The following is a 26,063-nucleotide window of genomic DNA, read 5'->3' as shown; positions in this document are numbered from 1 at the left end:
GCCACAGGGTTTTCTTTTATATCCTGCCTCTGCCCTGCTTTTGGGCAGGCCAAAGCCCTTCTTGCCCCATTTCCAGCTCCGCCATCTTCCGGTACAGGGTGCTGCGGGCGATCCCGAGCTCGCGCGCGAGCCGTTTTCCCTGACCTCCTCTGTGTCAGGGATTCGTTTTTTAGTTAAGATGAACTTCTCCAAGCTTTCGATGATGCATGTCTACTTTAAAATACTGGCGATAACATCGCTTTTCAACTCAATCCAATTGTCTTTTCCAGCAACATCAATCAGTGCAGGAATTTGTTTTTTATCAAACGTTTCAAGATTATACTTGTTATCCATCTCTACCTTTTTTGCGTACACAACACTTTTTTCTGTAGTGCGAACATACATAAATCGAGACTCCCACGGCTAAAGCCGCAAGCTGACACCTTTGGTATCAGTGGGATTCTTGGGTGGTAGTCGGAAGTGCATTTCTGCTATCCGTAGTTCCCCCAAGTTTAGGGCTGTCTCATCAGCCCGTCCTAAGACAGTGCATCTAGCATCTTAGGCTGACAGGCTGTTACCATCTGCCACAGGTTGACGCATGATAGTAATCAGCCCTAACAACAGACTTGTCTTTCAGTGCCTCAAATTTTAATAAATAAATGTCAGTTGCTAGATCTGGATTGATTCTTTTATCAGGATTTTCCTTTGTTAAAGTCGTAAATCGTTCTACTACTTCTTTTTCATTGTTTGAACTATTTATTAATTCAGGTTGGGCATTCTGAGTATCATCTCTATATTTCTGTATCCATACGTTTGACGGTTTGACTGCTGAGCTATCAGGTATCGTGCTGTTCGATTGAGTTGTGGTACCACATGCAGGTAGCATAAGAACAAGCAAAAAATAAAGCAAATTCTTCATCATGAACACCCTAAGTTTGGAATGTAACCTGCCCCACCTATCATGGTGCAGCCGGTTTTACTTGTGTGTCACAGCCCGCATTCCCTGCGCCGTACGCAAGCTGAACATCGCCAGCTTGACATGTTACTACCCAGTACGTATGATGACAGGTACATACTTCATGTGACTAACCAGTAACAAAATCATAAATGCACTGGCAAAGGAGACTTTTCACCATGTCTGAAAGCACGAAACTTCTTCGCGACATCAAGCGCTCCGTCCTCGATCTCTCCCCGATCGTCCAAGGCGGCACAGCAGCCGATTCATACCGCAACAGCCTCGATTTGGCCCAGCACGTCGAAAACTGGGGCTTTCACCGCTACTGGCTGGCGGAGCACCACAGCATGCCGAGCGTCGCCAGCTCCGCAACCTCGGTGCTTATCGGACATATCGCAGGCGGCACCAAGACGATGCGCGTCGGTTCAGGCGGCATCATGCTGCCGAACCATGCCCCGCTGGTCATCGCGGAGCAATTCGGCACGCTGGCCTCTCTCTATCCGGGACGCATCGATCTGGGGCTGGGCCGCGCGCCAGGCTCCGATCAGCGGACAATGCGTGCGCTGCGACGCGATTTGAGAAGCACGGGCGACGATTTCCCCGAGCTGTTGGAGGAGCTGCGCGACTATTTGCGTCCACGCTCGGAAGATGAGCCTGCAAAAGGCGTACGCGCGATCCCTGGCGAAGGGCTGGACATCCCGATCTGGCTGCTCGGCTCCAGCGATTTCAGCGCAAGGCTGGCCGGACAGCTCGGGCTGCCCTTCGCTTTCGCCGGCCATTTTTCGCCAAACTATATGCAAACCGCGATGCATACGTACCGTAATTCGTTCCGCCCATCCGAGGTGCTGAATGAGCCGTATGCCATGCTTGGGGTCAACGTGGTCGCCGCCGATACGGACGAGCGTGCCAACTATTTGGCCAGCTCCCTCTATTTGACGTTCCTTAACCTCATCCGGGGCGATTTGAAGCCGATTCAGCCGCCTGTCGACAACATCGAGGAGCTGTGGACCGATTTTGAAAAGCTGACGCTGAACGCGCAGCTGCGCTCGTCTGTTATCGGCAGCCCGGAAACGGTCAAAAAAGGGCTGCAATCATTGCTGGATGCAACACAAGCCGACGAATTTATGATAACCTCCAATATATATGACCACGCGGAACGCCTCCGCTCGTACGAAATCGTAGCGGACGTGTGGAATTCATAATCATCTGGAGTGAAGGCAATGACGACTAAAAAAAATCGTGTCCCCCGCGCCGAGGCACAGGAAATCATCCTGAATGCCGCCGACGAGCTTTTCTACCGGGAAGGCGTACACGCGGTGAGCGTCGATGCGATTGTGGAGCAGGCCGGACTCAACAAAATGAGCGTGTACCGCCAGTTTTCCTCGAAAACCGATCTGGTGCTGGCCTATCTGGAGCGAAAGCAGGCCGCCTTTCGCGACGAATGGGAAGCGAGCATGGCGAAGCATCCCGGTGAGCCCCGCCAGCAGCTCCTGCAGTTTTTTCGGGATCTGGCAGCGAAAGCGTCTGCGGAAGAGTTTCGCGGCTGCTGCTTTCTGAACGTCGCCGTCGAGTTCCCTGATAAAAATCATCCTGCACGCCAGCTGGTCTGCGCGCATCAAAAAGAGCTGTACGAGAAATTCGCCGAAATCGCCACCGCACTCGGGGCAACCAATCCGTGCGAGCTGGCGTACACGCTGATCTTGCTGATGGAAGGCACCTATGCCGACAGCCAAACGTACGGAACAGACAGCACCGCGATCACCCTGCTGCCTGCCATCGTGGAAAAGCTGATCGACTCCGCCAGCGTAGCCAATCAGTCTTGATGCATCAGCTATTCCCTCTGGCGTACGCAAAAAAAACAAGGAGCACCCGTCGGAAAAACACGCTTCCCGGGTGCTTTTTTCATTTATACGTTAAACCGGTACCCCGCACCCCAAATGGTTTCAATATACTGCGGGTTGGACGGATCGCTTTCGATTTTTTCGCGCAGCTTGCGGATGAAGACGGTCACGGTAGTCACATCGCCCATCGAGTCCATTCCCCAAATGCGTTCAAACAGATGCTCCTTGCTGAAAACGATGTTCGGATTGCTCGCCAGAAACACCAGCAAATCAAATTCCTTGGTCGTGAAGCTTCCTTCTTTCCCGTTCACGAACACCCTGCGTGACGCTTTGTCGATCGTGAGCCCGCGAATCGAGATTTCTTCCTTTTTCACCGTCTGTCCGCCGATCAGCCGCTCATAGCGAGCGAGATGCGCTTTCACCCGCGCCACCAGTTCACTTGGGCTAAACGGCTTGCTGATGTAATCATCCGCGCCCAAGCCAAGGCCGCGAATTTTGTCGATGTCTTCTTTTTTGGCCGATACCATCAGGATCGGGATGTCTTTTTTGCTGCGCACCTGCTTGCAGATCTCGAAGCCATCCACCTCTGGCAGCATGACGTCCAGAATCAACAGGTCGTAGTCATCGGCCAACGCCCTCTCCAAGCCGCTATTTCCCGTGTTTTCCAAATCGACGCGATAGCCGCTGATTTCCAGGTAATCGCGCTGCAGCTCCGCAATGCTTGCTTCATCTTCGACGATCAAAATTCTTTTCACGTATGGTCACCCCTCCGCTTTGCGCAATGTAAAGGAAATGCGAGTGCCGCGCTTCGGCCCGCTTTCGGCCCAGATGCGGCCGCCATGCTCTTCGATGATTTGCTTGGCGATTGCGAGACCCAACCCGCTTCCGCCGGTGCTCGTATTGCGCGACTGGTCGGCGCGGTAAAACCGTTCAAAAATGAAGGGAAGTGCCTCCGCGCTGATGCCTGGCCCGTCGTCGCCGATCTGCACCTGCACCATTTCTTGTTCATCCTGCACGGCAAGCGTGATCCTTCCATACTCGCGATCCATGTATTTCACGCTGTTCCCCACGATGTTGGTGATGACGCGCTTCAGCTTGTCGCGGTCCACCGTACACAACAGCGGGCTTTTTGCCGACGGCTGGAAAGTGACGGCGATGCCGCGCTTTTCAAGCTCCAGCTGCAGCTCCTCCGTGCAATCTTGCAAATACTCATTGAGATCAACCTGTTCAAAGGTAAACGGCAGCCGCTTCAAATCGAGCTTGGAGAACAAAAACAGCTCCTCGATCAGCTGGTCCATCGCCGTCGCCTTGCTTTCGATGATCGTCAAGTATTTGTCCAGCTTTTCCGGCGTGTTGGCGACGCCATCCTTGATGCCTTCGACATACCCTTTGATCGCGGTGATCGGCGTCTTCAGGTCATGCGAAATATTGGAGATCAGCTCCTTGCGATTCTCCTCGTACTGCAACTGCAGCTCGATCGATTCCTTCAGCTTTCCGCGCATCTCATCGAACGCCACGCTCAACGCTCCGATTTCATCCTTCGTTTGCGGCACCAGCTTGAAGCTGAGATTGCCTTCCTTGATCTGCTCGGTAGCCTGCTTCAGCGCGCCTAGCGGACGCAGGATGCTGCGCGATACCCAGTAGGTCAGCAAACCGTTGGTCAACGCCAGAGCGACCAGAAGCGAGATGAAAATCAGCGGGAAAAACCGGTGGGCCAGCTGCTGGAAGTGGCCGGAATTTTTCAGGACGAACACGCTCACCTGTTCCTTCCCGTTCACCAGCACATCTCGCTTCTGATACGTATACGAATCTTGGTTCAATGTCAGATCGTCATTTTTATGCATCATGGAGCTGCTTCCGTACCCGGGCAGCTGGGCGAGCAGTTCCGGGGAATTCAGCGTTGGCGACACATACGTAAATTCATTGCCGCTGCGAATGACAAGTCCGGATTTGATCGCATTCAGCTCCTGATCCCGATCGCGCAGAAACTGCTGATCCGCAAATGTTTGCGGCGCATACTTGGCGATCCCCACCAGCTCCGTCAAAATTTGTTCATCGCCGGCGACAACGCGCGAAAACGATTCATGATTGCCAAAATCGATCTGATAAAACTCTTTCGCGCTTTTGATATCGCCCAAAAAAGCGAGCACGATGAAAAAGACGGCCACGATGAAGAAAAAAATCGGCACCACCAGCATCGCGATATACGATAACAGCAATCTGACCCGGATTGACATGCGAATCCCTCGTTTACAGTTCTTTTTTCTCAAAGAGGTAATAGCCGCCCGAAACGAACAGCACCGCAGAAGAAAGCAAAATTACTGCGATCATCAGCAAGCGTCCAGCTGTAGCTGTTCCTCCCAGCCATAACGTGTACCAATCCGTATAGTTCGTGAACAACACCTTTCCGATGGCAGGCGACAGATAGGGGATGATTTTGGCTGTGCCATAAGCGAAAAGGCCAAAAACCAGCGCGCCGCCCACGCTGCGGAACAACTGTCCAACGCATGCTGCAGATGCGCCCAAGACGATCATCGGTACCGCTGCCAAGCTGTATGCGCCCAAAATCGGCAGCCACTCATCGATATTCCACTCATGCAGCAAAAACCCTCCAAAAAGAACGGAAGCAAGATACATCAGGGCAAGTCCTGCCATGATGAACAGGCTTTGCGCCGTCAATTTGGCCAAAAACACTTTCAGACGCGACACAGGGCGCAGCAAGGCCAGACGCAAGGAGCGGTCGCCCGCCTCGCCGACGAACAGATTGGCTGCGAACATCAATACGAATAAGGGCAGGCAAAACGATACATACAGCCAAAGCATCGTCATGGCAAAATTGGAACCGGCCATAATCTGAATCGCAGCGCTTGTTTTCACAAACGTGATGAGCAGCGCCGAACCCAGCGGCAGCAGGAGTGTCAGTGCCAAAAAAGCAACGGTCGTTTTTTGCGCCAGCATTTTCTGCGTTTCATTCACGACGCTTGCATACAGTTTTCCCATCGTCGTTACGCCCCCTTTGCCTGGTCGATCTGGGACAAATAAACATCCTCAAGAGTCTGCCCGTCGGCCAAAAGATCGCTGACGAGACCTTCTTTCACCATCACGCCGCCGTACATGATGCCGATCCGGTTGCACATGCGCTCCATCTCATAGATCGAATGGCTGGAAATGAGAAACGTGGTCTGCTCTTCTTGCGCCAACCGATTGACAATCAGGCGGAAATCGCGGATTCCTTCGATATCGAGACTCGTCGTCGGCTCATCAAGGATGACCAGGCGCGGTTTGGGCAACAGCGCCGCCGCCAATGCCGCCCGCTGCTTCATCCCGGAGGAAAAGCCTTTGACTTTTTCATGCTTGTGTATCGACAACCCGACCAACTCCAGAACTTCGTCGATCCGCTGCCGGGTGACTTCCGGATAATAGCGCGCCACGAGCTGCAGGTTTTGGTACGGTGTCAAATAATCGTGCGAGATGCCGGTTTCCACGATGCAGCCGACACGCTCCATCGCTTGCTCGAACTGCTCCGTGAGGCTATGGCCAAAAATCGCGATTTGACCCGCGTCTGCCCGGCACAAGCCGGTGATGCTCTTGATCAACGTCGTTTTGCCAGCCCCATTCGGGCCGAACAGGCCAAAAATATCCCCGCTGTAGACGGTAAACGACACGCGGTCAATGCCCCTGTCCGATCGGTACCGCTTGGTTACAGCTTTTACCTCCAAAACGGCTTCCATGCTGTTTTTCCCTCCCGTTCAACCGATGATGGAGGCGCAGATCGCCTTGCCGTGCGTACTGGCGATCTGCACTCCCCATTTTGTGGTCGTGCTTGTTAGCGTTTTTGGATCGTTTCGACTTTTTTCCCTGTCAAATCAATCGTATCTGCCTTTGTATCTCCAACGTTCGACAAATCCGTATGAACCGTCAGCACCATCTCATGGGAAGCACCGCTGTCGTCTTTACCCGAAACCGTGAGCGTTGCTTCTTGCTGGTCCACATAGTTGTCCTGCGTAATCTCCGCTTTCACGTCGACTTGCTTCACCACAATGTCTTGCGTCAGCTTGGGCAATTCCGGTTTCAAATCCTGTGCGAATTGCGGAGCATGGCGTTCCAGTTCGTCTTGGCCGCCATCGGTTGCCAGCTCATGATGGTTCGCTGCATGTTGCAAAACGACCGAGGCGAGCGCCTGAACGACCGGCGAAATTTGCTGTTGGGTCAGATGCAGGGAAACTTCTTGGCCGCCACCAGAAGCCTGTGTAACCTGGATGTCATTTTGCAGATTGGTCATCAGCGCATCGATGACTTTCTCCGCGCCCGGATGGGTTCCGTCATCATTGGCGTTATGATGCTGCTTCCACTGGTGCTGCTCGTTTGCATCCGGTTTGATCACTTTGTAGCTGTCGCTGTCATCCGTTTTCAGCACCACCTGATCGGCCTGGCGGTAAAATTGCACCGTGTGTGCAGCTCCGTTCGCCTTGATGTTCATGCTGCCGCTGCCGAGATTGGCAGCCTCCTCGTTTTTCACCTTTCCTTGCACGGCCAGCAGTTCTTTGCCGTTATCGGTCAGCGAGACGTTTACATCCGCTGTGATGCTTTTCGCAGCATGTGTTTGCTTGATTGCGGATTTATAGAGGTCGTAGCCTGAAGATGTATCTGCCATTACGGTGTAAGCGCTCGTGAGCAACACAATGCTGCTGATGCCAACTCCCAATCCTGCGGTCAACAATTTTCGATTTTTCATGGTGAAGCCTCCTTGTTTTTTGGTTGTTTTCTTGTTCTATGTCATCGTAACCGGCAGTCCTTATGAGTCTGTGAAGCAAATCTTACCGAAAGCTTAAGAGTGTCTAAAAGAAAAGTGTGTAAGGATTTTTGAAAGAAAGCGGAACGGAAGCCTTTACGATGCCTACCAGGCTCCACGACCCCCAGCAGGCATCGTAACAGCTTCCGTGGAGCTTTCTTTCAAAAATCCCTGCACTGTAGTCGGGGATAAATGAAAAAACCGCCCGGGAAATTCCCCTGACGGTTTCGTTTATTGCCTATTGCATTAAGAATAGCTTCCAATGATTTTACCAAGCTTGGCAGCGTCGACGTTGCTTCCGCTGACTATGGTGAGCACCTTTTTGCCTTTCAATTTCGGCAAGTGCCCGTGCAGCAGGGCAGCTATACCGACTGCGCCGGAGCCTTCGACCATGTAGTGGTGCTCTTTGGCCAGCCAGTACATCGCATGGGCGACCTGCTCCTCTTCGACGAGGATGAAGTCATCGACGATTTTCAGCGCCAAGTCCAGATTGCCTTGGGAGATGCCGCCGTGCAGGCCGTCGGCGAGCGAGTCGCTGTATTCGACATCGGCCAGCTTGCCTTCTTTGAACGAATAGTACCACGGCGGTGAGGCATGGGTCTGGATGCCGATCACCTCGATCGCCGGATTGAGCGCTTTCGCTGCGATTGCGACGCCGCAAATCAGGCCGCCGCCTCCCGCAGGAACAACAATCGCGTCGAAATCCGGTTCTTCCAGCAGCGCTTCTAATGCGACCGTTCCTTGTCCGGAAATGATCTCGTTATCCTCGAAGGCATGGACGAACGTTCTGCCTGTTTCCTCTGCCAGCTTGTACGCATGCGCCTCGGCTTCATCATAATTGTCGCCAAACACGACCAGCTCTGCCCCGTACCGCTGAATGCCGGCGCGCTTCGTCTCAGGGGCGGTTTTGGGCACGACGATCAGGGCGGACACGCCTTTTCGCTTCGCAGCATAGGCCACGCCTTGGGCATGGTTTCCCGCCGATGCGGTGATTACGCCGCGTGCAAGCTCCTCCTCCGTCAACGAAGCGATCTTGTTCGTCGCTCCCCGCAGCTTGAACGATCCGGTTTTCTGCAAATTCTCCAGCTTGAGCCACACATCTGCACCGACATGTTCGGACAAGACGGGAGACGGGAGCAGCGGTGTCTTCAGCACTTCGTGTTCAATTCGCTTTTTCGCTTGCAGTACGCTAAGCATGGAAACATTCAACATCTTTCGTACCTCCTGAAGCTATTTTTGGTCACAGCGGATCAGCCGAACCGCAGGACGAGCTGGATGAACAGCTCGATGGCGGACGGGATCACGTCTTCATCAATATCAAAGCGGGGATGATGATGCGGATAGGCACTCGCTTCTCCACCCATGCCGACGAAAATAAAGGCGCCGGGGCATTTCACCAAATAGTGGGCGAAATCTTCCGCAGCCAAAGTCGGCTCCATATCGGCTGCATAGACCGCATCGCCAAACGTTGCGCGGACCACCTCTTCCACATACCGGCTCTGTGTCCGATCATTGATCACTGCCGGCGTTCCCCAGTAATACTCCATCTGTCCGGTCGCGCCAAAGCTCACCGGAATTCCTTCCACGATCCGTTTCATCTGGTCATAAATGTGCTGGCGCGTCTCCACCGTCAGGCTGCGCGTCGTCCCGAGCATCACCGCTTCATTCGGGATGATGTTGAACGTGCTGCCCGCCTCGACCTTGCCGACCGTCACGACGGCCGACTGCAGCGGGCTCAGCGTGCGGCTGACGATCGATTGCAGCCCGCTTACGATCTGGCTGGCGATGAAAATCGGATCGACCGTCTCATGCGGCATCGCGCCATGCCCGCCTTTTCCTGCAATCGTAATCTTGAATTCGTCGCAAGCCCCCATCATCGGACCGTGGCATGTCCCGATCAACCCTTTTGCCAACGGTTGCCACAGATGGATGCCAAAGATCGCGTCGACGTTCTCCAGCACGCCCTGCTGAACCAGCGCTTCCGCCCCGCTCGGTTCCCGCTCTTCGGACGATTGGAAAAGGAAGACCACATTCGGCTTTACCTCGCTGCGATGCTCCGACAGCCACTTGGCTGTGGCGAGCAAAACGGCCGTATGTCCGTCATGTCCGCACGCATGGGCGATGCCGGGCACTTTGGAAAGATAGCTTTTGTCGCCCTCTTCCATCACAGGCAGCGCATCGATGTCCGCGCGCAGTGCGATGGTTTTGCTGCCGTCTGCCCCTTTGAGGTACCCGACGATGCTGGGTGCCTGATAATCCAAAATCTCGATGGACAGCTCTTCCAAATGCCGTTTGATATAAGCATGGGTCTGGTATTCCTCACCTGACAATTCAGGATGCTGGTGCAAGTAGCGGCGGTGGGCAATCGCCCACTCACCGAGTTCTGCGGAAATCATTTTTTGCATAGAGCAAGCCTCCCGTTAAAATGGCCCGTAACCGATCAGTTGAGCCACGATCACCGCAACCAATCCGATTGCGTACTGTGTCAAAATCAATGGCAAAATCCATTTGGCCCAGCGGCTCCACGGAATTCCCGCAATGGCGAGACCAGCCATGAAGTAACCCGATGTCGGGAAAATGATGTTGCCGATCCCGTCCGCCATGGAGAAACACAGCACGGCGGTCTGCCGCGTCACGCCTACCAGGTCGGCCAAAGGCGCCATGATCGGCATCGTCAATGCCGCTTGTCCGCTGCCGGAAGGAACGATCAAGTGAATCACGCTTTGCAGCACATACATGCCTACGACGGACAGCGATGGCGGCAAATGATGAATCGCCGAAGACGCATTATACAGAATCGTATCAATTACGTGACCATTCGTCAAAATCACGACAATCGCTCTCGCCACCCCGATGATCAACGCGCCGGAGATCAGCCCGGAAGCACCTTTCATGAAGGCGTTGACGGTTTCACCTGGCGAAAGCTTGCCAACGAACGCAATCACAACCGCAAGCAGCGTGAACAAACCGGCGATTTCGGTAATGAACCATTCAAATTTGACGACACCGTAAGCCAAAACAACGAAATTCAGCAAAAAACAGCCCAACACGATCTTGTGCCGCGTCTCCAGTTTCAAATCGGACGACTCGGCCTTGTCGTATTTGCCATCTGCAAAAAATCCGTACCCGCGATCGCGCTTCACCTTCATCGCATAACGGTAGACGAAAAATACCGAAACCAGATACATCACCACGAACAATACAATCCGGTAGCCCATTCCGGAAAAAGGAGGCAGCTGGGCAATCCCTTGCGCAATCCCCACTGTAAACGGATTCATGACGGCTGTTGTGAAACCGACGGAAGCCCCGATGAGCACGATCGCCGTGCCCGTTATCACGTCAAAGCCAAGTGCAATGGCGAGCGGAATCATGATGCCCAGATATGCCAGCGTTTCCTCCGCCATCCCCATCAAGGCTCCACCCATCGCAAAAAACAACATCATGATCGGGATCAGCCATTTTTCCTGGTTCGCCAGCTTGCGGGAAAGTGTTGAAATAAACGCCTCAATCGTGCCTGTTGCCGTGAGAATACCAAAAGTACCACCAATAATAAGGACGAAAAAGATAATGGACGATGCCTCTACCATTCCGGTATGAATGGAACCGATCAGTCCCATCAAGCTGACCGGGCTTGCTTCAATCGCTTTGTACGTGTCGGGCACGACGACGCTGCGTCCGTTCACATCTTGCCGCGTATACTCGCCCGCAGGAAGAACATACGTGGAAACCGCTGCGATCAAAAGCACAATCAAAAGCAGGACAAATACGTTGATCTCCCGGGCTTTCTTCTTTTGTGGTACGTTGACTGCGAGATTGGAATGACCCATATGCTGATGTAAGCCTCCTTTGTCGAAATCTTTGGTTTTTTTACATGGTAGCACACCCTCCTCTCCTCAACTAATTGAGATGTTCAATGGTAACTATTAAACATCTTAATTCCTTCACAGATAAAAAAGGACGACACTCTCCCAACGAGCATCGCCCTTCCCAATTGATATGTGTGTCAGCTGATTCCGCCTGCCTCTTGCCAGCCTTCGATGACCATTTCGGCGAATGAGCGGATCGTCGTCTCATCCGCCCGGTCTTTCAGATGGATCAAATACGTATCCAAACGCTGTTCGAGGCGGTACAGCGGCACCAATGCCCCCGATTCCAGCTCATTTTTGATCAAATTGGCGCTGATCAGCGCCACTCCCGTTTGGTTCAACACCGCGATCTTGATCGCTTCCTCGCTGCTGCTCTCAATCGCTGTAGCCGGATGATAATCGATTTCCGTGATCGATTGGTGGTTCAGGCCATCCAGATTGTAGCTCTCTTTATAAATAAACGGGTAATGCTCCATGATATAGGAGCGGTCGTGGCTTTCATAGATTTCCCGCGTCGTGACGACCACCAGCTCTTCTTTTTCCAAAAGTCGCGTTTCGATCTCCTGGCTGTCGCTATGCCCGGCGATGACGCCGATATCCGCTTCATTCGCCGTGATCATACGGACCACATCCGCGCTGTTGCAAGAGACGAGCTTCAGTTTGACCTGCGGATGATGGCTGACATAGGACCGGATCAACTGGGACAAATAGTGCGTCCAGTAATATTCCGGCGCAGCGACCACGAGCGTTCCGTAGGGGCCATCCAACAGCTTGATCGCCTTGTCCATCTCGGAAACGACCCCGAACAGCTTTTCGACGTGGTGTTTCATCATCTTCCCCGCAGGTGTCAGGAAAGTCTTCTTCCCCACCCGATTAAACAGAGCATGGCCGATCTCCCGCTCCAGCGTCTGTATTTGCAAGGTGATGGTAGGTTGTGTATATCCAAGCAGTTCGGCAGCTTTGGTCAAATTCAGCTGATCCGCAACGACCTGAAAGGTTTTTAACGTTCGAAGCTCCATCGGTCTCCCCCCAAACGCAGTTCGTCTCGTACGTTCTCAATGGTTACTATAAAATACGCTAATTTAATTATTAGTTTATTCTATGCTAAAGTCAAAGCCATAGAGTCACACCTATTCCGGCAAGGAGGAACCGCAATGTTTCCATTCAGAGTAATCGACCAAGCGAGCGTGCAACAACTGCTTGATATGAAAAATGTGATTGAACTGGTAGAACGCGCTTATACGTTAAAGGAACAAAACGAGGCTTCACTCTTCCCGATGGTGTTCCACGAATTCGCTCCCGGCAAAGCGGATATGGACATCAAATCGGGCCACCTGACCGGGGCCAACATTTTCGGCTTGAAGCTCGTTGGCTGGTATGGCGAGAACCCATCCAAAAACTTGCCTGCCCTGGTCGGCTTCGTCATGGTCCTCGACAGCAATACGGGCGTCCCGAAAGGCATGATGAGCGGCGAGCCTGTCACCCTGATGCGCACAGGCGCGGCCGGCGGAATCGGTGCCAAATATTTGGCCAGACCCGAATCGGAGCATTTGCTGCTGGTAGGCTCCGGCCATCTGGCTGCCTATGAAATCATGGCCACGCTGATGACGATGAAACATATCAAGAAAGTGACCGTCTACAATGCGAATTCGTATGAAAAAGCCGCCGCTTTCTGCGCAACGGTGAAACATCACTTGCAGGAAAAGTTCCTGGCTCCGTACAAGCACGACCAGGAGCTGTACAACACGCTGCTCGACCGCATCGATATTGAGTACGCGGCCACAGATGATATTCGCTCTACAACGGAGCAGGCAGACATCATCATCACGGCGACGCCGTCCCGCAAGCCGATCATCATGAAGGAATGGGTCAAGCCAGGCACACACTTCTCCTGCATCGGCGCCGACATGGAGGGCAAGCAGGAAATCGATGAGCATCTGTTTGCGTCTGCGCGTGTCTTCGTCGATGATGTAACCCAAGCGATCAACGTCGGAGAAACAAAAGTGGCGGTGAAAAAAGGGCTGCTGGCCAAAGAAGCGATCGTCGCCGAAATCGGCAGCGTCATTTTGGGCAAAACGCCGGGACGCCTGTCGGATCAGGACATCACGATTTACGACAGCACCGGCATTGCCTTGCAAGATTTGATCACGGCTGATTATGTTTTGGCAAAAGCCGAGGAAAAAGGGATCGGTACGGTCGCTACACTATAAACAAAACATTGTGACAAAGGGGGATTTTTGCAATGGATATCAAGTTGTTTGCAGTAGAAGATTGGATGAACAAGTATGAGATGAGCGCGGTTTACAATATCGCGGAAACATGCGTCGATTCGCTGACCGTCGAGGAATTGATTCGCATCGACGGCACCGATCCGGACGAGTTTTTCCGCTCGCTCGCCAAGAAAAAGCTGACGTATGGCCATATCGAAGGATCGCCGGAGTTCAAGTCGCTGGTCGCCAATCTGTATCAGTCCGTCGACCCGCATAACGTTCTGGTCATGAACGGCGGGATCGCTGCCAACTTTCTGGTGTTCTATTCCTTGGTGAAGCCGGGCGACCATGTCGTCGCTGTCCATCCGACCTACCAGCAAATTTATGAAGTGCCGCGCTCGTTTGGCGCAACGGTAGATTTGCTCCATTTGAAGCCGGAAAACGGCTATCTGCCTGATCCGGAAGAACTGCGCTCCCTGGTGAACGAAAACACCAAGCTGATCTGCATCAACAATCCGAACAACCCGTCCGGCGCCATCATCGAGCGTGAGCTGCTGGAACAGATCGTCGAGATTGCCCGCTCCTGCGGCGCCTACCTGCTGTGTGACGAGGTGTACCGCAATTTGCTTCAGGATGATGATCTGGTCGTTCCATCAGTGGCTGACCTGTACGAAAAAGGGATCAGCACGTCGAGCATGTCCAAAGCACTCTCCCTCGCCGGTCTGCGCCTGGGCTGGATCGCCGGCCCAAGCGATGTGATTGCCGAATGCATCAAGCACCGCGACTACAACACGATCAGCGTCGGCATGCTGGATGACATCCTTGCCGTTCATGCATTGAAAAACTATGACCGCATCATGAGCCGCAACCGCAAGATCATCAAGGACAACCTGTCGATTCTGGATGCATGGGTGGCGCAGGAGCCTTTGATCACGTATGTGAAGCCGCGCGCCGGAACGACGGCGATGCTCAAATACGATTTGCCTGTATCATCCGTCGCATTTTGCGAAGGCTTGCTGAACGAAACAGGCGCTTTCATGACGCCGGGGGCTTGCTTCGATCTGGAGGGCTGGGTACGGATCGGGTATGCGTGCGAGACCGAAATGCTGCGTCAAGGCTTGCAAAAAGTTTCTGCCTACATGCGCACGCTCGCCTGAATATGAGAGATTGTTGGCTGGGGAACCTTCCCCGGCCTTTTTTTCTTTAACGGGAAGTTGTATTCCCCAAGCTTCTATGCCATCATCGTAACTAGCAATTCTACCTGCATGAATGAGGAGAAATCGTTGTGAAGCCTCGCACGCTGCGCTCTCACCTGACCTGGATCATCGCGATCATCGCCCTGATCCCCATTGTGCTTTTGGGCAGCATCCAGGTCGTGCAAATTTATCAACTGTCACAAGAATATACCCGCAACCAGCTCGATTCCATGAAGCGGATGGCGGATGCCGTCGAAACCTACGTATTTTACCATCGCACAGCAGTCGAGACGATCGCCGCCGACATCGCTTCTACGCCCGATCGCGATCCCCGGCGCATCACCTCTCTGCTGCAGTCGGTGAATGGCCATTTCGCCGGGTTTACGACGCTGTATGCGACCGATCGCGAGGGCCGAACCATCGCCTACCATTCCAAGGCCCAGCAAGGCTTGATCCATGCTGACTTTCATGACCGCGACTATTTTCAACAGGTAGCTGCAACGCGCAGCCCAACCATTTCACCAGTCTTTTTGTCGCAAGAAAAGCCGGCGAAGCCGCTGATCACGATTGCGGTGCCGATCTTGTATACGAGCGGCCATTTCGCGGGTAGTGTCATCGGAACGCTCGATGTCAGCCAGGTTGTCAAGCTGGTCACCCAATACGATTACGGCCCGTCCGCCTATCCGGTGGTGCTGGACAACCGGGGCAAAGCGATCTACCACCCCGACGCCAGCATCCGCACCGTCATCCGTGACCTGTCCGACGAGGAAGTTGTCAAAGCCGCGCGTGAAAACGGACAAGGGCTGGGGACGTTCTATTCCGGCATCCGCAAGCAGGATGAATTGGTCGCCTATCACGTCATCCCCGATCTGGACTGGATCGTCTGGGTCAGCAAATCGACCTCGGCGGTGAACGCTGCCTTTTTCAAATCGCTTGAATCAAGCTCGCTGCTCATCGTGCTTACCCTTCTGGTCACGCTGGGCATCGGCGCTTTTCTCGCCAAACGCCACGCGGAGCTGGAGCAGCGCGTGGATCGGCTCAAAAACGACCTGATCTCACTGGCTTCCCACGAATTCAAAACGCCGATCACCAGCATCAAGGGAAGTGTGGAAACATTGCTGCGCCGCGATGCACAGTGGGACGAGGAGTTCAAACGGGAGCTTTTGGAAGGCGTCCATGAAGACATCGGCAGAATTCAGGAACTGATCGACGAATGGCTGGACATTTCCAAAATCGAGTCCGGCGTCCTGCATGTCTCCCTTGAACCGCTCAGGGTGCGACCGATCGTCGAGGAAGCGTGGCGACGCCTGCCAAAAGCACAGCAGGAGGCGGCCGTTTTTGAAGCGAACATCCCGCCGCACCTCCCCCTGATTCACGGGGACAAAAACCGGTTGGAGCAAGTGCTCGTCAATCTTTACACCAATGCGCTCCGCTATAATCAGCAGCAGCCGCACATTCGCGTGACCGCAACATGTGACGAACGGTTCGTACACATCCGTGTGGAGGACAACGGTATCGGCATTGCGGACGATCATCTCGACAAAATTTTTGACCGGTTTTACCGGGTGGATGTGACCGCAAGCCGTCTTACCGGCGGCACCGGCCTCGGTCTGGCGATCAGCAAAGGGATCATGGAAGCGCACCGCGGCCGGATTGCCGTGGAAAGCAAAGAGGGTACCGGCAGCGCCTTTACTTTATCCGTTCCTCTATACTCTTTACATGACGGTGATAATGATGAAGAAACCCAAAATTTTGATCGTGGATGATGAGCCTAAAATCATCCGCTTCATCTCGGCCAATCTCAAATCAATCGGCTTCGAGACCGCGTCCTGCACCAGCGGCTCGGAGGCGCTCGACCAGATCGACCTGTTTGACCCTGATCTCATCCTGCTCGACATCATGATGCCGGGCATGGACGGTTTCGAGGTATTGAAGCGGCTCCGCAGCTTTTCCAACGTGCCGGTCATCATCCTGACCGCCCGCAGCAATTCTACCGACAAAGTGCAAGGGCTTAACGAAGGGGCCGACGATTATTTGACGAAGCCGTTCGCGCTCGACGAGCTGTTCGCCCGCGTCCATGCCGTTCTGCGCCGCGCCGACAGCAGGCCGGTGAACCCGATCGGCATAAGCGAGCTGCAGAACGGCCCGCTGACGGTCAATCTCGGCCAGCGCCGGATTTGGCTGCATGATACGGAAATCAAATTCACGGATACGGAGTACAAGCTGTTCGTGCTTCTGCTGCAAAACGCCGGCAAGGTGATGACACATGAGCAATTGCTCAGCGACATTTGGGGCAGCGAGTATCGCGATGATGTCGAATATTTACGCGTCGCAATCGCCCGCGTCCGGCAAAAAATCAAACAGGTGGATCAGGAGAGCAATCTGATCGTGACCTATCCCGGCGTCGGGTATATGGTGCGGGAGTTGTGAAAACGACAAAAAGAACTGCCGGGGCAATGTCCCAGCAGTTCTTTTTTTACTGTCATCGCGTTTTATTTAAAAGCTAAATTCGGGTTTAAAAGCACCTTTATATGGTTCATGTTCAACAAATACCGTGATGTCCTTGCCGTCTCTGTCTTTACCTGTCCTTTTATACGTGAAGCGATTTTCATTAAGCTCGGTTAGTTCAAGAGCAGCGCCGTACTTCCGCTCGCCGATGGAAACATGGGCTCTGATTTTATTGCCGTGCACAATGTCGAAATAGCCATAGTCGCCACGGCTTTCGCCTGTTTGAAGATTGAAGAACTCATATTGATTCGTCATTTCATCAAATTTTGCCAGACTGATGAAATTCGTATTGTATGCTGTGACATCGTTGCCGTTTTCATCCACGACCTTCGTACCGTTCCAAAGGGTGCTGCCTAAAATTTTGTCTCCATCCACCTTGGTAACGATATCGCCTGTCGTCGCGTCGAGCTTCTTGTCCGGGTCCGTAAACGAAAGCTTTTCTCCTGTAAACGGTACATGTTCGACAAATACCTCTACGTTGTTGCCATTCGCATCTTTTCCCATTCTCTTATAGGTAAAAATGTCTTGATTGATTTCAATCATGTCAACGACAGCTTGATAGTTCATCGATTCCGAAATCAGGATTCTCTTCTTCCCGTCATTCGTGATAAAGAACGTTCCTTTATCGCCGCGGCTTTTTCCTGTTTTCGCATCAAAAAATTCATAGCGAGCCGTTTGTGCGTCATATTTCGCCAGTCCGATGAAGTTGGCATTTTCTTTTGTCAGGTCATGATGATCTTTGTCGTATACGCTTGTACCTTGCCAATCCGTGCTGCTGAGAATTTGGGCCATTTCCTGACCGGTTTGAGGCGCTTTTTGCGTACTTTTTGCGAGTTGCTGCGCCTGATAAACCAGTTGTGCAGCCTGGCCGCGTGTAGCCTGTTGTGATTTTTTTACGTTTCCGAGCACGTTTTGCAAGTCGGCTGGTGCCAGTTTGGCCGCTTTCGCCACGGCTGTGATCAATTCGTCGACGGTCACGTGCGCGTTCGGGTGAAAGCTGCCGTTCTGCGCTGCCAGCAGCCCGTTTTGCACCGCTGTCTGCGCATAGCTGTAATACCAATCGTTCTGCTTGACATCATGCAGACTTGCGGCTGGTTGCTTGGATTCGCTGCCAAGCGCAAGCACGATCATTTTCGCCAGCTCTGCCCGCTTGACCGGCTGATCCGGTTTGAATGCGCGATCGCTGTAGCCTGCCAATACGCTTTGCCGGGTGAGCGCCTGAACGGCCGTCTGGTAGCCTCCCGCCTGACCGAGATCCGCAAACGCCGCGTGGGCTTTTTCTGCCTGGACAGGTGCAACAGGGGCCAAGCTTATTGCCGCCATGATCGCGGCTACGCCGAGTACCGTATATCGTTTCGTCATGATCGATCCACTCGCTTTCGGGTTGGTTTATGCTGCTATCGTACCTTCCCGCGCATTGCAATCGAATAAAAAGCGAGTCGTCGGTATTACAAAAACATAACAATCAGGCTTTTCCCTGAAACAAGCCCGGCACTTCCGCGAACGGAACCGGCCTGCCCAGCAAATAGCCTTGCACGCAATCGCATTTCCATTTTTTCAGGCAGCGAAGCTGCTCGTCATTCTCAATCCCTTCTGCGATGACGGCCATTCCAAGCTGATGGACGAGCGTGATCAGCGCCTCCGTGATGGCGCTTCCCCCCGTTTCCTTGGCGATGTCCTGGATAAACATCTTGTCGATTTTCAGCGTGTGAAAGGGCAAGCGCTTCAAGTAGCTGAGCGAGGAATAGCCGGTGCCAAAATCGTCGAGCGACAGCTTGATGCCCCAGCCGCTCAATGTTTCCAGCAGCGGGATCGCGGAGTCGAACGATGTGATCGGCATGCTCTCCGTCAGCTCGATCTCTAATGAAGCAGGGGAGAGACCGGTCTCATGCAGCACCCCGGCTACCATTTCGGTAAAGCCGCCTGAGAGCAGCTGTACGGCTGAAATGTTGACGGACATGACGGATTTCGGAAAATAGAGGGCCTGAATTTGCTTGTTTTTCAAACACGCTTCCCGCAGCACCCATCTGCCGATCGGCACGATCAAGCCGGAATCCTCGGCAATCGGAATGAACTCGGCGGGCGAAATCGCCCCCATGACCGGATGTTTCCAGCGAACCAGCGCCTCGAATCCCCTGATGCGTCCCGTCGCCGTCTCAAACTGGGGCTGGTAATGCAGCTGCAGCTCATTGCGGTCAAGCGCATGGCGAAGTTCATTTTCAAGCATGTACTTCCGCTCGATCTCATGCTGCATGCTCTCCTGATACGGAAGATAGCGGTTTTTCCCTGCTTCCTTGGCTTGATGCATCGCCATGTTGGCTTTTTTCAGCAGCTCCTGGGCATTGCGGCCATCTTCCGGAAACCGGACGATTCCCATGCTCGCGGTCAAATAGATCGGAATGCTCCGGATGAAAAAGGGAGCGTCAAACAAGCTTTCCACTTTGCTCATGCGGTACGGGATGTCGAGCCGGTCCCCGATGTCGGCCAGAACCAGCAAAAATTCGTCACCGCTGAAACGCCCGATCGAGTCGTTCTCCCCCATGCTTTGCAAGAGCCGACTCCTTACCGCATCAAGCAGCTCGTCGCCGAACCGGTGCCCTCGCGTATCATTGATCCGTTGGAAATTGTCGATGCCCAGAAAAATAACCGCCAGTTGGGCATTGGACTGGGCGGCCTGTTCGATCAAATCATGCAGTTGGTCTTCCAGCCGTGCCCGATCGGGCAGACTGGTCAGCGGATTGTATGGATGAAGAGAGGTGCGCTCTCCTTTTGCTTCTCGTGGTGTCTTGGAAAAAAACAATCGGTATATCTCGTTGCCTACCAGAAACAATGCCGTCGCCAAGAATAAAAACTCGCCGATGAGCAAAACGATCTGAACTGCATTCACTCTCTTGTCGCCTCCAAAGATGGGCATTTCGTGCTTCTCTATTATGGAGCGAAGGAATTAGGAAAGTTATGGAACAAATTTTAGGAGTTTATGAAGTTTCCTAACATGAAACACATAGATTCGCTTGAGACTCCCACGGCTAAAGCCGCAAGCTGACACCTTTGGTATCAGTGGGATTCTTGGGTGGTAGTCGGACGTGCATTTCTGCTATCCGTAGTTCCCCCAAGTTTAGGGCTGTCTCATCAGCCCGTCCTAAGACAGTGCATCTAGCATCTTAGGCTGACAGACTGTTACCATCTGCCACAGGTTGACGCATGATATTGATAGCTCCAACCCGATCACGATGAGTTTTGAATCCGCATGAACATTCGTACCTTCTGTCTTTCGCTTTGTTCTTCTCTCTACAGGCTGGACAAGATTGAGAAGTGTAGGCAGGATTGACCTTCACAACCTGTATATCAGAAAGATTTGCTTTGTAGGAGATGAACTGCTGAAGCTGATAGAATGTCCAACTATGCAGATTCCTTGCGTTTTTACGGCTTGTTCTTGCCGTTTTGCGAATATTCTTTAGTCGCTCAAGCTTGATTATGGACACACCTTCCTGAATGGCTGTATTGACAATTTGACGACTTATCTTATGGTTTTGATCTTTCATCCAACGTTGTTCTTTGTTGCCAAGTTTGCGAATGGCAGACAACTTTTTGAGTTTCCCTAATTTACGTCTACGTTGTTGGTACTTTCTTCGTATGTACTTGTTCTGTCTGCCGTTTCCGAAGAATCGGGTTTTACCTGTAGAAGTGACAGCAACAGCAGGAACTTTCAAACCAAGATCAATACCCATGATGGTTTCGTTGGTTGTTACGCTTGTAGGCACTTCTACCGAAATTTGAGCGTACCATTTCCCTGCCTTTTCAATGATACGCATCAATCCAGATTTTCCTTTGCGTAACCATTCCCTATCTCGGCTCGTCATCGTCGCACAAAACGTTGTTTTCTTCGCCTTTCCATCTGCAACGATCGGGAAGGCAACTGTATTTTCGGATACCGTGTAGTTTTGATTGTTGACGAAATAGACAGGTTTTTTCAGAATAGGGCGAGTCCCCAACTTCTTGATTTTTCGGTATACACTCTTGGCATCACGAATGGCTTGATTACAGACGGCAGAGGGGAGTTGGGATTCTACATCTTTGGTTGTCACTTTCGGAAACACTCCAAGTTGTTCCGCCTGTTCACTCAGTTGGTTAACTACCCGAATATACTCTTTTCCTAATTGGCGTAGAACATCTGGATGATCAGGGAAAATTCGGATTTTTACAGTTAATGATTGCATGAGCTCACCCCCTTTTCTTTTGTTCTTCGACATAGCGTTGTACTGTTTCGCTTGATACGTTTCCTGCTGTACTTACGAAAAAAGAGCGTGTCCACAGACTCGGCAAATGAGCAAGATGCTTACATTCTTGCCTCAATATTCGAGATGACACTCCTTTCACTTTTGCCATTATGTCTGATGGAGAGTCAGTGGGAAGACAGTTCAGGAACAGATAGACATGATCCGGCATGACTTCCATTGCTACAATACGCCAGTCGTTCTCTTGGCATATCATCTCAAGTAGTTCCTTGAATCGAATTTCCACCTGTGTCACTAACACTTTTCTTCGATAACGAGGGCAAAAAACAAAATGATAGTTGATGAGAGATACTGTGGTAGCTGTACGTCTATATTCTTCCCATATGACGATTGTATTCGTACTGGAGTCAAACTGAAACAATAAATATAAAAAGAAAAAGAATCGCACTCGCACATGTGCTATGTGTTTGCCCTGCCCATCCCATGGAGGGATGTTCGGGCAAAGCCGTCTTTCATCCCACGATTGAAACCGTGGGCTTTCAGTCGGCAATTACTGTAAAAAAACCGCCTCCCTTTATAAAGGAAGCGGTTCTTGCTCTTACCCCATCACGAACTTGTAGCCTACACCCCAGACGGTGCGAATGTGCTTCGGCTCTTTCGGATTCTCTTCGATTTTTTTGCGCAAATTGGCGATATGCACATCAATCGCACGCTCCGTCACGAATGAGTCGAAGCCGCGCAGCTCATTGATCAGCTCTTCCCGGCTGAATACTTTGCCCGGATTCGTCAAAAACAGCCGCATCATTTCAAACTCGGAGAAGGTCGTCTCGACATAATAGCCGTCGACATAGATCGCGCGCCGTTCCATGTCCAGCACGATCGGTTCCTGCTTCTCGACAATGCTTGTCGCTGCAATGCCTTGCCTCGCGTTCTCCGCTGCCTGATTCAAATGCGTTCTGCGGATCATCGCCCCGATTTTGGCCGTCAGTTCCCGCATGCTGAACGGCTTGCACAAGAAGTCATCCGCCCCGGCCAGCAGCGCATCGACTCGTTCCGACACATCGGTCTTCATGGAAACCACCAGGATCGGCACGGGCGAAATCCGCCGCAGCTCGCTGCACAGCTCCATGCCCGACACATCGGGCAGCACCAGGTCGAGCAGCACCACATCCGGATTGAACTCCGGCAACAGCGCGAGCCCTTTTTTGCCGAGTTCCGCCCGCTTTGCCAAAAAACCCTCTTCGGTGAGATACATGGCGATCATGTCACCCATGATGGGATCGTCTTCTATGATTAGTACCCTATCCATCTATGACCACACCTTCCCACACGTTAAAAAAGTGTTAGGAGTATTTAATAGTTTCCACATACTTTTCCTCTATTATAGGCTACTATCCACAATTTGTTAAGAAAGTGTTAGACATTTCCCAACATTTTTATTGATTCGAACACCTTTTGCAGCTGCTGCTCCACCTGTTCGAGCTTGTCTGGCCATGTCGGGTCCGGTTGGTCGGGCAAGACGGCCAGCTCCAACTCACTGACCGCCGTGAATACGCCGTCTGCGGAAATGTTGCCTGACACCCCTTTGAGCGTGTGAGCCATCCTTCTCGCGGTTTTCCAATCCTGCTCGTCCATCTTCCGGCGGAATTCTTCGGCAAATCCTTGGTACTCGCGCTGAAACGTCTGCAGCGTATGGGCCAGTATCTGCACCTTGCCATCCAGCCTCTGCAGCGCCTGCCCCATGTTGATCGCCGGTCCTTTCTTCTTGTTTTTGATCCACTTTCCGATCGTCTCAAACATTTCATTCACATCGATCGGCTTGGTGATGATGTCGTTCATGCCCACGAGGTAGCAATTGTCGTGCTCTTTTTTGATCACGCTCGCTGTCATCGCGACGATCGGCAAATCGGCATAGCGCGGGTCTTTCCTGATTCGGGTCGTCGCTTCATAGCCGTCCATCTCCGGCATATGAATGTCCATCAAAATCAAATCAAAATCCATCAGCTCCAGCTGGTGAAGCGCTTCCTTGCCGCTCGCGGCCAACGTCACCGTATAGCCGAGGTAGCGCAGCAGCTCTTCCGCCACTTGCTGGTTGACGATATTGTCCTCGGCGAGCAAAATGTGCCCGCGTGTTTCTTTCGCAGCGTGCAGCGGATGCTCCACCACGGCGGCCGCAGCTGCAACCTCCCTCTCGGAGCTGCGGCGGTCGAGAACAGCCGTGATCGTCTGGATGACGCCATAGCGACTGATCGGCTTGACGATGACCGCATCCGGCCTGGCAGCGGCATCCATGCGCAGCAGCTCATCACGTCCGTAAGCCGTCGTCATCGCAATAGCGGCGCAGCCTGTGCCCTGAATCGTCTCCCGCAGCCGTGCCAGCGTGTCCGGCCCATACATGTCGGGAGCCTCCATGTCCAACAGGAGCAAGTCGTAGCCCGCAGGTTCCCGCTCCAGCAGCTGGAAGGCGGCCTGCCAGGAATTGACGCACGTTACTTTTTTAAAGGAGTACGTTTGCAGCATCTCATGCAGAGCCACGCGAACACGCCGGTTGTCCTCCACCACCATCACCCGCACATCCCGATAGGCGGCATTCGCCGCAACGGGTTTTTCGATGACCGGAGCTGCGATCGGGAACGCAAGCGTAAACTGAAATTTGCTCCCTTTCCCGCGTTCGCTCACAACCTCCAATTGGCCGCCCATCATCTCGATCAGATTGCGTGAGATGACCAAGCCTAGTCCGGTTCCGCCGTACTTGCGGCTGGTCGATCCATCTGCCTGGGTGAACGGCTCGAACAGCTTATCGAGCTGTTCCTGCGAGATGCCGATGCCGGTATCCTCGACGCTGAAACGGATCGTCACCGTCTCTTCTGTGGCGGCAATCCGCTCGATTTTGGCATCGATGCAGCCGTCTTCGGTAAATTTGATGGCATTGCTGCACAAGTTCATCAACACTTGCTCAAGCCGCAGCTGATCGCCAATCAGCCGATCAGGGATGTCCTCTTCCATATCGATGATGAACTCGATCTGTTTTTTGCCCAGAAAGACGCTCAATGTATCGGCCAATCGGCGGATAACTTCCTGAGGCCGGAACGGACTCTGCTCCAACTCCAGCTTGCCCGCCTCAATCTTGGAAAAATCGAGTATTTCGTTGATCGTGGAAAGCAGAGCCCGCGACGAAGCCATGATTTTTCCGTGGTAATCCATCTGGATATCGGTCAGCTTTGTTTTTTGCATGAGCTGGGTCAATCCGATGATGCCGTTGAGCGGGGTGCGAATCTCGTGGCTCATGCGGGCGAGGAAATGCGTTTTCGCCAAGTTGGCTTCTTCCGCCTCCTGCCTGGCTATGATCATCTCGCCCTGCACCCGTTTTTGCTCTTCAAACAGATGGCGCAAATTATCCGCCATCCGGTTCACCGAGACGGCCAAGGCGCTGATCTCGTCCTGATCCACAATCGGGATCGGTTTGACGTTGAGATCACCGCTCGCCACGCGTTCCGTCACTCTCAATATTTGCTGGATTCGCTTCAGAACGCTCTCAAAAAGGAGGTAAATCATTGTAGCCAGGAAGATGTCGCTTGCGAGAATCGAAAGCAGCGTAGTCAACAGCACATGTTGTAGCGGCTCTTCAAAATCGGCCAACGGCACAAGCAGCATCATGAACCAGTCGGTGTCCGGCACCTGTGCATACACTGCGATCTGCTGCAAGCCATGCAGCGTCACCTCGCGGAAGCCATTGCTCTTCTCCGCCATATCGGTCAGCACCGTTTGCAGCGCTCCATTTTCCTCCGACGAAAAATAGGTGAGGCTCCGGCTCGAATCGGCATGATGGATGATCCGGCCGTCGCGCTGCACCAGCATCACTTGATCGGAGCTGCCGATCTTGATATCCGTATACTCCATGAACACACTTCTGCCGTATAAGGTTTCGCTCAAAAATCCGATCATCCGGTTCTGGTCATCGTAAACCGGAGCGATGAGCGGAATAATCAGGCTGTACGGTTGAATCTGGCTGCGCGTCGGGTCCATCACCACGCTTTTGCCGCTTTGCGCAAGCCGCAAATAGGGATTTTGTCTCGACTCGAACGGAATCGTCTCGCCCGTCGTCAGCTTCACCAACCCGTTCATATCTGCAAAGCCGAATGAGCGGATGAGCGCGTTACCCGGGCGGTTTTTTTCCCGGATCAAATAAGCCAGCTTCTCCTGATCGGTTCCCGATCGGATCAAGTTCGTGTGGCTCATGACCGTCAGCTCAGCCAGCCTTGTCTTCAGCATGGAGGACAGGTCGTAGGCGCGGGAGGCGATTTTGGTCATGGCGTTGTACTCCAAGGATTCGACGATGCCCTTTTTCGCTTCGCGGTAATTGTACCAGCCGACGAATGATAGCGTGATGCTCGTAATGACCAATAAATTGACAATGGTCCGTAGACGAAGCGACTTTTTCATTTCGTTCCCCTTGGTCTTCGACATGTTTTCTTCCTTTA

22 protein-coding genes and 3 pseudogenes are annotated in these 26,063 nt (G+C 52.8%); 6 read left to right on the top strand and 19 right to left on the bottom strand.

Annotated features, from left to right (window positions below; translation table 11 throughout):
* Window positions 1-16: 16 nt before the first annotated feature.
* The 3 genes and pseudogenes from ACTID9_RS02520 to ACTID9_RS02510 form a co-directional block, all read right to left on the bottom strand.
* A pseudogene (locus tag ACTID9_RS02520) lies at window positions 17-139 on the bottom strand (helix-turn-helix domain-containing protein); the annotation flags it as partial.
* Between the two features lie 71 nt (window positions 140-210).
* A complete protein-coding gene (locus ACTID9_RS02515; RefSeq protein WP_441069691.1) occupies window positions 211-384 on the bottom strand; it encodes a hypothetical protein in 174 nt (57 codons plus the stop codon).
* A gap of 169 nt (window positions 385-553) precedes the next feature.
* Complete coding sequence (locus ACTID9_RS02510) at window positions 554-901, bottom strand: hypothetical protein (RefSeq protein ID WP_441069690.1); 348 nt, start codon at window positions 899-901, stop codon at window positions 554-556.
* Window positions 902-1,113: 212 nt separating this feature from the next.
* On the opposite strand from ACTID9_RS02510, the gene ACTID9_RS02505 reads away from it, so the two are divergent.
* Window positions 1,114-2,136 carry an LLM class flavin-dependent oxidoreductase gene (locus ACTID9_RS02505; RefSeq protein ID WP_441069689.1) on the top strand — a complete coding sequence of 341 codons (1,023 nt, stop codon included), beginning with the start codon at window positions 1,114-1,116 and terminating at the stop codon, window positions 2,134-2,136.
* An 18-nt stretch (window positions 2,137-2,154) separates the two neighbouring features.
* Window positions 2,155-2,757, top strand: a complete 603-nt coding sequence (locus ACTID9_RS02500; protein WP_441069688.1) for a TetR/AcrR family transcriptional regulator — start codon at window positions 2,155-2,157, stop codon at window positions 2,755-2,757.
* An 83-nt stretch (window positions 2,758-2,840) separates the two neighbouring features.
* Here the strand turns inward: ACTID9_RS02500 and ACTID9_RS02495 are convergent, their stop codons facing one another.
* From ACTID9_RS02495 to ACTID9_RS02455, 9 genes are all read right to left on the bottom strand, one after another.
* Window positions 2,841-3,530, bottom strand: a complete 690-nt coding sequence (locus ACTID9_RS02495; protein ID WP_441069687.1) for a response regulator transcription factor — start codon at window positions 3,528-3,530, stop codon at window positions 2,841-2,843.
* 6 nt (window positions 3,531-3,536) lie between these two features.
* Window positions 3,537-5,012 (bottom strand): ATP-binding protein, encoded by a 1,476-nt coding sequence (locus ACTID9_RS02490; RefSeq protein ID WP_441069686.1) that lies wholly within the window; start codon window positions 5,010-5,012, stop codon window positions 3,537-3,539.
* Between the two features lie 13 nt (window positions 5,013-5,025).
* Entirely contained in the window at window positions 5,026-5,775 is a 750-nt protein-coding gene (locus ACTID9_RS02485; RefSeq protein ID WP_441069685.1) for an ABC transporter permease, read from the bottom strand.
* 5 nt (window positions 5,776-5,780) lie between these two features.
* Window positions 5,781-6,506: an ABC transporter ATP-binding protein gene (locus ACTID9_RS02480; RefSeq protein ID WP_441069684.1), complete on the bottom strand. Its 726-nt coding sequence runs from the start codon at window positions 6,504-6,506 to the stop codon at window positions 5,781-5,783.
* 95 nt (window positions 6,507-6,601) lie between these two features.
* Entirely contained in the window at window positions 6,602-7,510 is a 909-nt protein-coding gene (locus tag ACTID9_RS02475) for a hypothetical protein (RefSeq protein ID WP_441069683.1), read from the bottom strand.
* Between the two features lie 303 nt (window positions 7,511-7,813).
* Complete coding sequence (locus ACTID9_RS02470) at window positions 7,814-8,779, bottom strand: threonine ammonia-lyase (RefSeq protein ID WP_441069682.1); 966 nt, start codon at window positions 8,777-8,779, stop codon at window positions 7,814-7,816.
* Window positions 8,780-8,817: 38 nt separating this feature from the next.
* On the bottom strand, window positions 8,818-9,972 hold the full coding sequence (locus ACTID9_RS02465; RefSeq protein WP_441069681.1) for a M20 metallopeptidase family protein: 1,155 nt from the start codon (window positions 9,970-9,972) through the stop codon (window positions 8,818-8,820).
* A 15-nt stretch (window positions 9,973-9,987) separates the two neighbouring features.
* Complete coding sequence (locus tag ACTID9_RS02460) at window positions 9,988-11,394, bottom strand: YfcC family protein (protein ID WP_441069680.1); 1,407 nt, start codon at window positions 11,392-11,394, stop codon at window positions 9,988-9,990.
* Between the two features lie 176 nt (window positions 11,395-11,570).
* A complete protein-coding gene (locus ACTID9_RS02455; RefSeq protein WP_441069679.1) occupies window positions 11,571-12,452 on the bottom strand; it encodes a LysR family transcriptional regulator in 882 nt (293 codons plus the stop codon).
* A gap of 135 nt (window positions 12,453-12,587) precedes the next feature.
* On the opposite strand from ACTID9_RS02455, the gene ACTID9_RS02450 reads away from it, so the two are divergent.
* The 4 genes from ACTID9_RS02450 to ACTID9_RS02435 all read left to right on the top strand — a co-directional run bounded on the left by ACTID9_RS02450 (window position 12,588) and on the right by ACTID9_RS02435 (window position 17,269).
* Entirely contained in the window at window positions 12,588-13,643 is a 1,056-nt protein-coding gene (locus ACTID9_RS02450; protein ID WP_441069678.1) for an ornithine cyclodeaminase family protein, read from the top strand.
* A 32-nt stretch (window positions 13,644-13,675) separates the two neighbouring features.
* Window positions 13,676-14,800, top strand: a complete 1,125-nt coding sequence (locus tag ACTID9_RS02445; RefSeq protein WP_441069677.1) for an aminotransferase — start codon at window positions 13,676-13,678, stop codon at window positions 14,798-14,800.
* A 128-nt stretch (window positions 14,801-14,928) separates the two neighbouring features.
* Window positions 14,929-16,605 carry a sensor histidine kinase gene (locus tag ACTID9_RS02440; protein WP_441069676.1) on the top strand — a complete coding sequence of 559 codons (1,677 nt, stop codon included), beginning with the start codon at window positions 14,929-14,931 and terminating at the stop codon, window positions 16,603-16,605.
* A complete protein-coding gene (locus tag ACTID9_RS02435) occupies window positions 16,571-17,269 on the top strand; it encodes a response regulator transcription factor (RefSeq protein WP_441069675.1) in 699 nt (232 codons plus the stop codon). The genes ACTID9_RS02440 and ACTID9_RS02435 overlap by 35 nt, the downstream gene beginning before the upstream one ends.
* A gap of 66 nt (window positions 17,270-17,335) precedes the next feature.
* On the opposite strand, the pseudogene ACTID9_RS02430 reads toward ACTID9_RS02435, so the two are convergent.
* The 7 genes and pseudogenes from ACTID9_RS02430 to ACTID9_RS02400 all read right to left on the bottom strand — a co-directional run.
* Window positions 17,336-18,184, bottom strand: a pseudogene (locus tag ACTID9_RS02430) (DUF4822 domain-containing protein); the annotation flags it as partial.
* Window positions 18,185-18,331: 147 nt separating this feature from the next.
* Window positions 18,332-18,670: pseudogene (locus ACTID9_RS02425) on the bottom strand (S-layer homology domain-containing protein); the annotation flags it as partial.
* Between the two features lie 142 nt (window positions 18,671-18,812).
* Window positions 18,813-20,234, bottom strand: coding sequence for a putative bifunctional diguanylate cyclase/phosphodiesterase (locus ACTID9_RS02420; protein ID WP_441069674.1), 1,422 nt, complete (start codon window positions 20,232-20,234; stop codon window positions 18,813-18,815).
* 274 nt (window positions 20,235-20,508) lie between these two features.
* Complete coding sequence (locus ACTID9_RS02415) at window positions 20,509-21,564, bottom strand: RNA-guided endonuclease InsQ/TnpB family protein (RefSeq protein WP_441069673.1); 1,056 nt, start codon at window positions 21,562-21,564, stop codon at window positions 20,509-20,511.
* Between the two features lie 4 nt (window positions 21,565-21,568).
* Window positions 21,569-21,967 (bottom strand): IS200/IS605 family transposase, encoded by a 399-nt coding sequence (tnpA, locus tag ACTID9_RS02410; RefSeq protein ID WP_441072368.1) that lies wholly within the window; start codon window positions 21,965-21,967, stop codon window positions 21,569-21,571.
* Window positions 21,968-22,180: 213 nt separating this feature from the next.
* Window positions 22,181-22,891 carry a response regulator transcription factor gene (locus ACTID9_RS02405; RefSeq protein ID WP_441069672.1) on the bottom strand — a complete coding sequence of 237 codons (711 nt, stop codon included), beginning with the start codon at window positions 22,889-22,891 and terminating at the stop codon, window positions 22,181-22,183.
* A 107-nt stretch (window positions 22,892-22,998) separates the two neighbouring features.
* The gene (locus ACTID9_RS02400; RefSeq protein ID WP_441069671.1) at window positions 22,999-26,049 is read right to left on the bottom strand and encodes a response regulator; all 3,051 of its coding nucleotides are present in this window, start codon (window positions 26,047-26,049) and stop codon (window positions 22,999-23,001) included.
* Window positions 26,050-26,063 lie beyond the last annotated feature (14 nt).

Source organism: Brevibacillus fluminis, from assembly GCF_052072235.1.
Taxonomy (GTDB): domain Bacteria; phylum Bacillota; class Bacilli; order Brevibacillales; family Brevibacillaceae; genus Brevibacillus_D; species Brevibacillus_D fluminis_A.
Note: the sequence above shows the minus strand (reverse complement) of the source record. Positions and strands in the feature narration are given on the sequence as shown.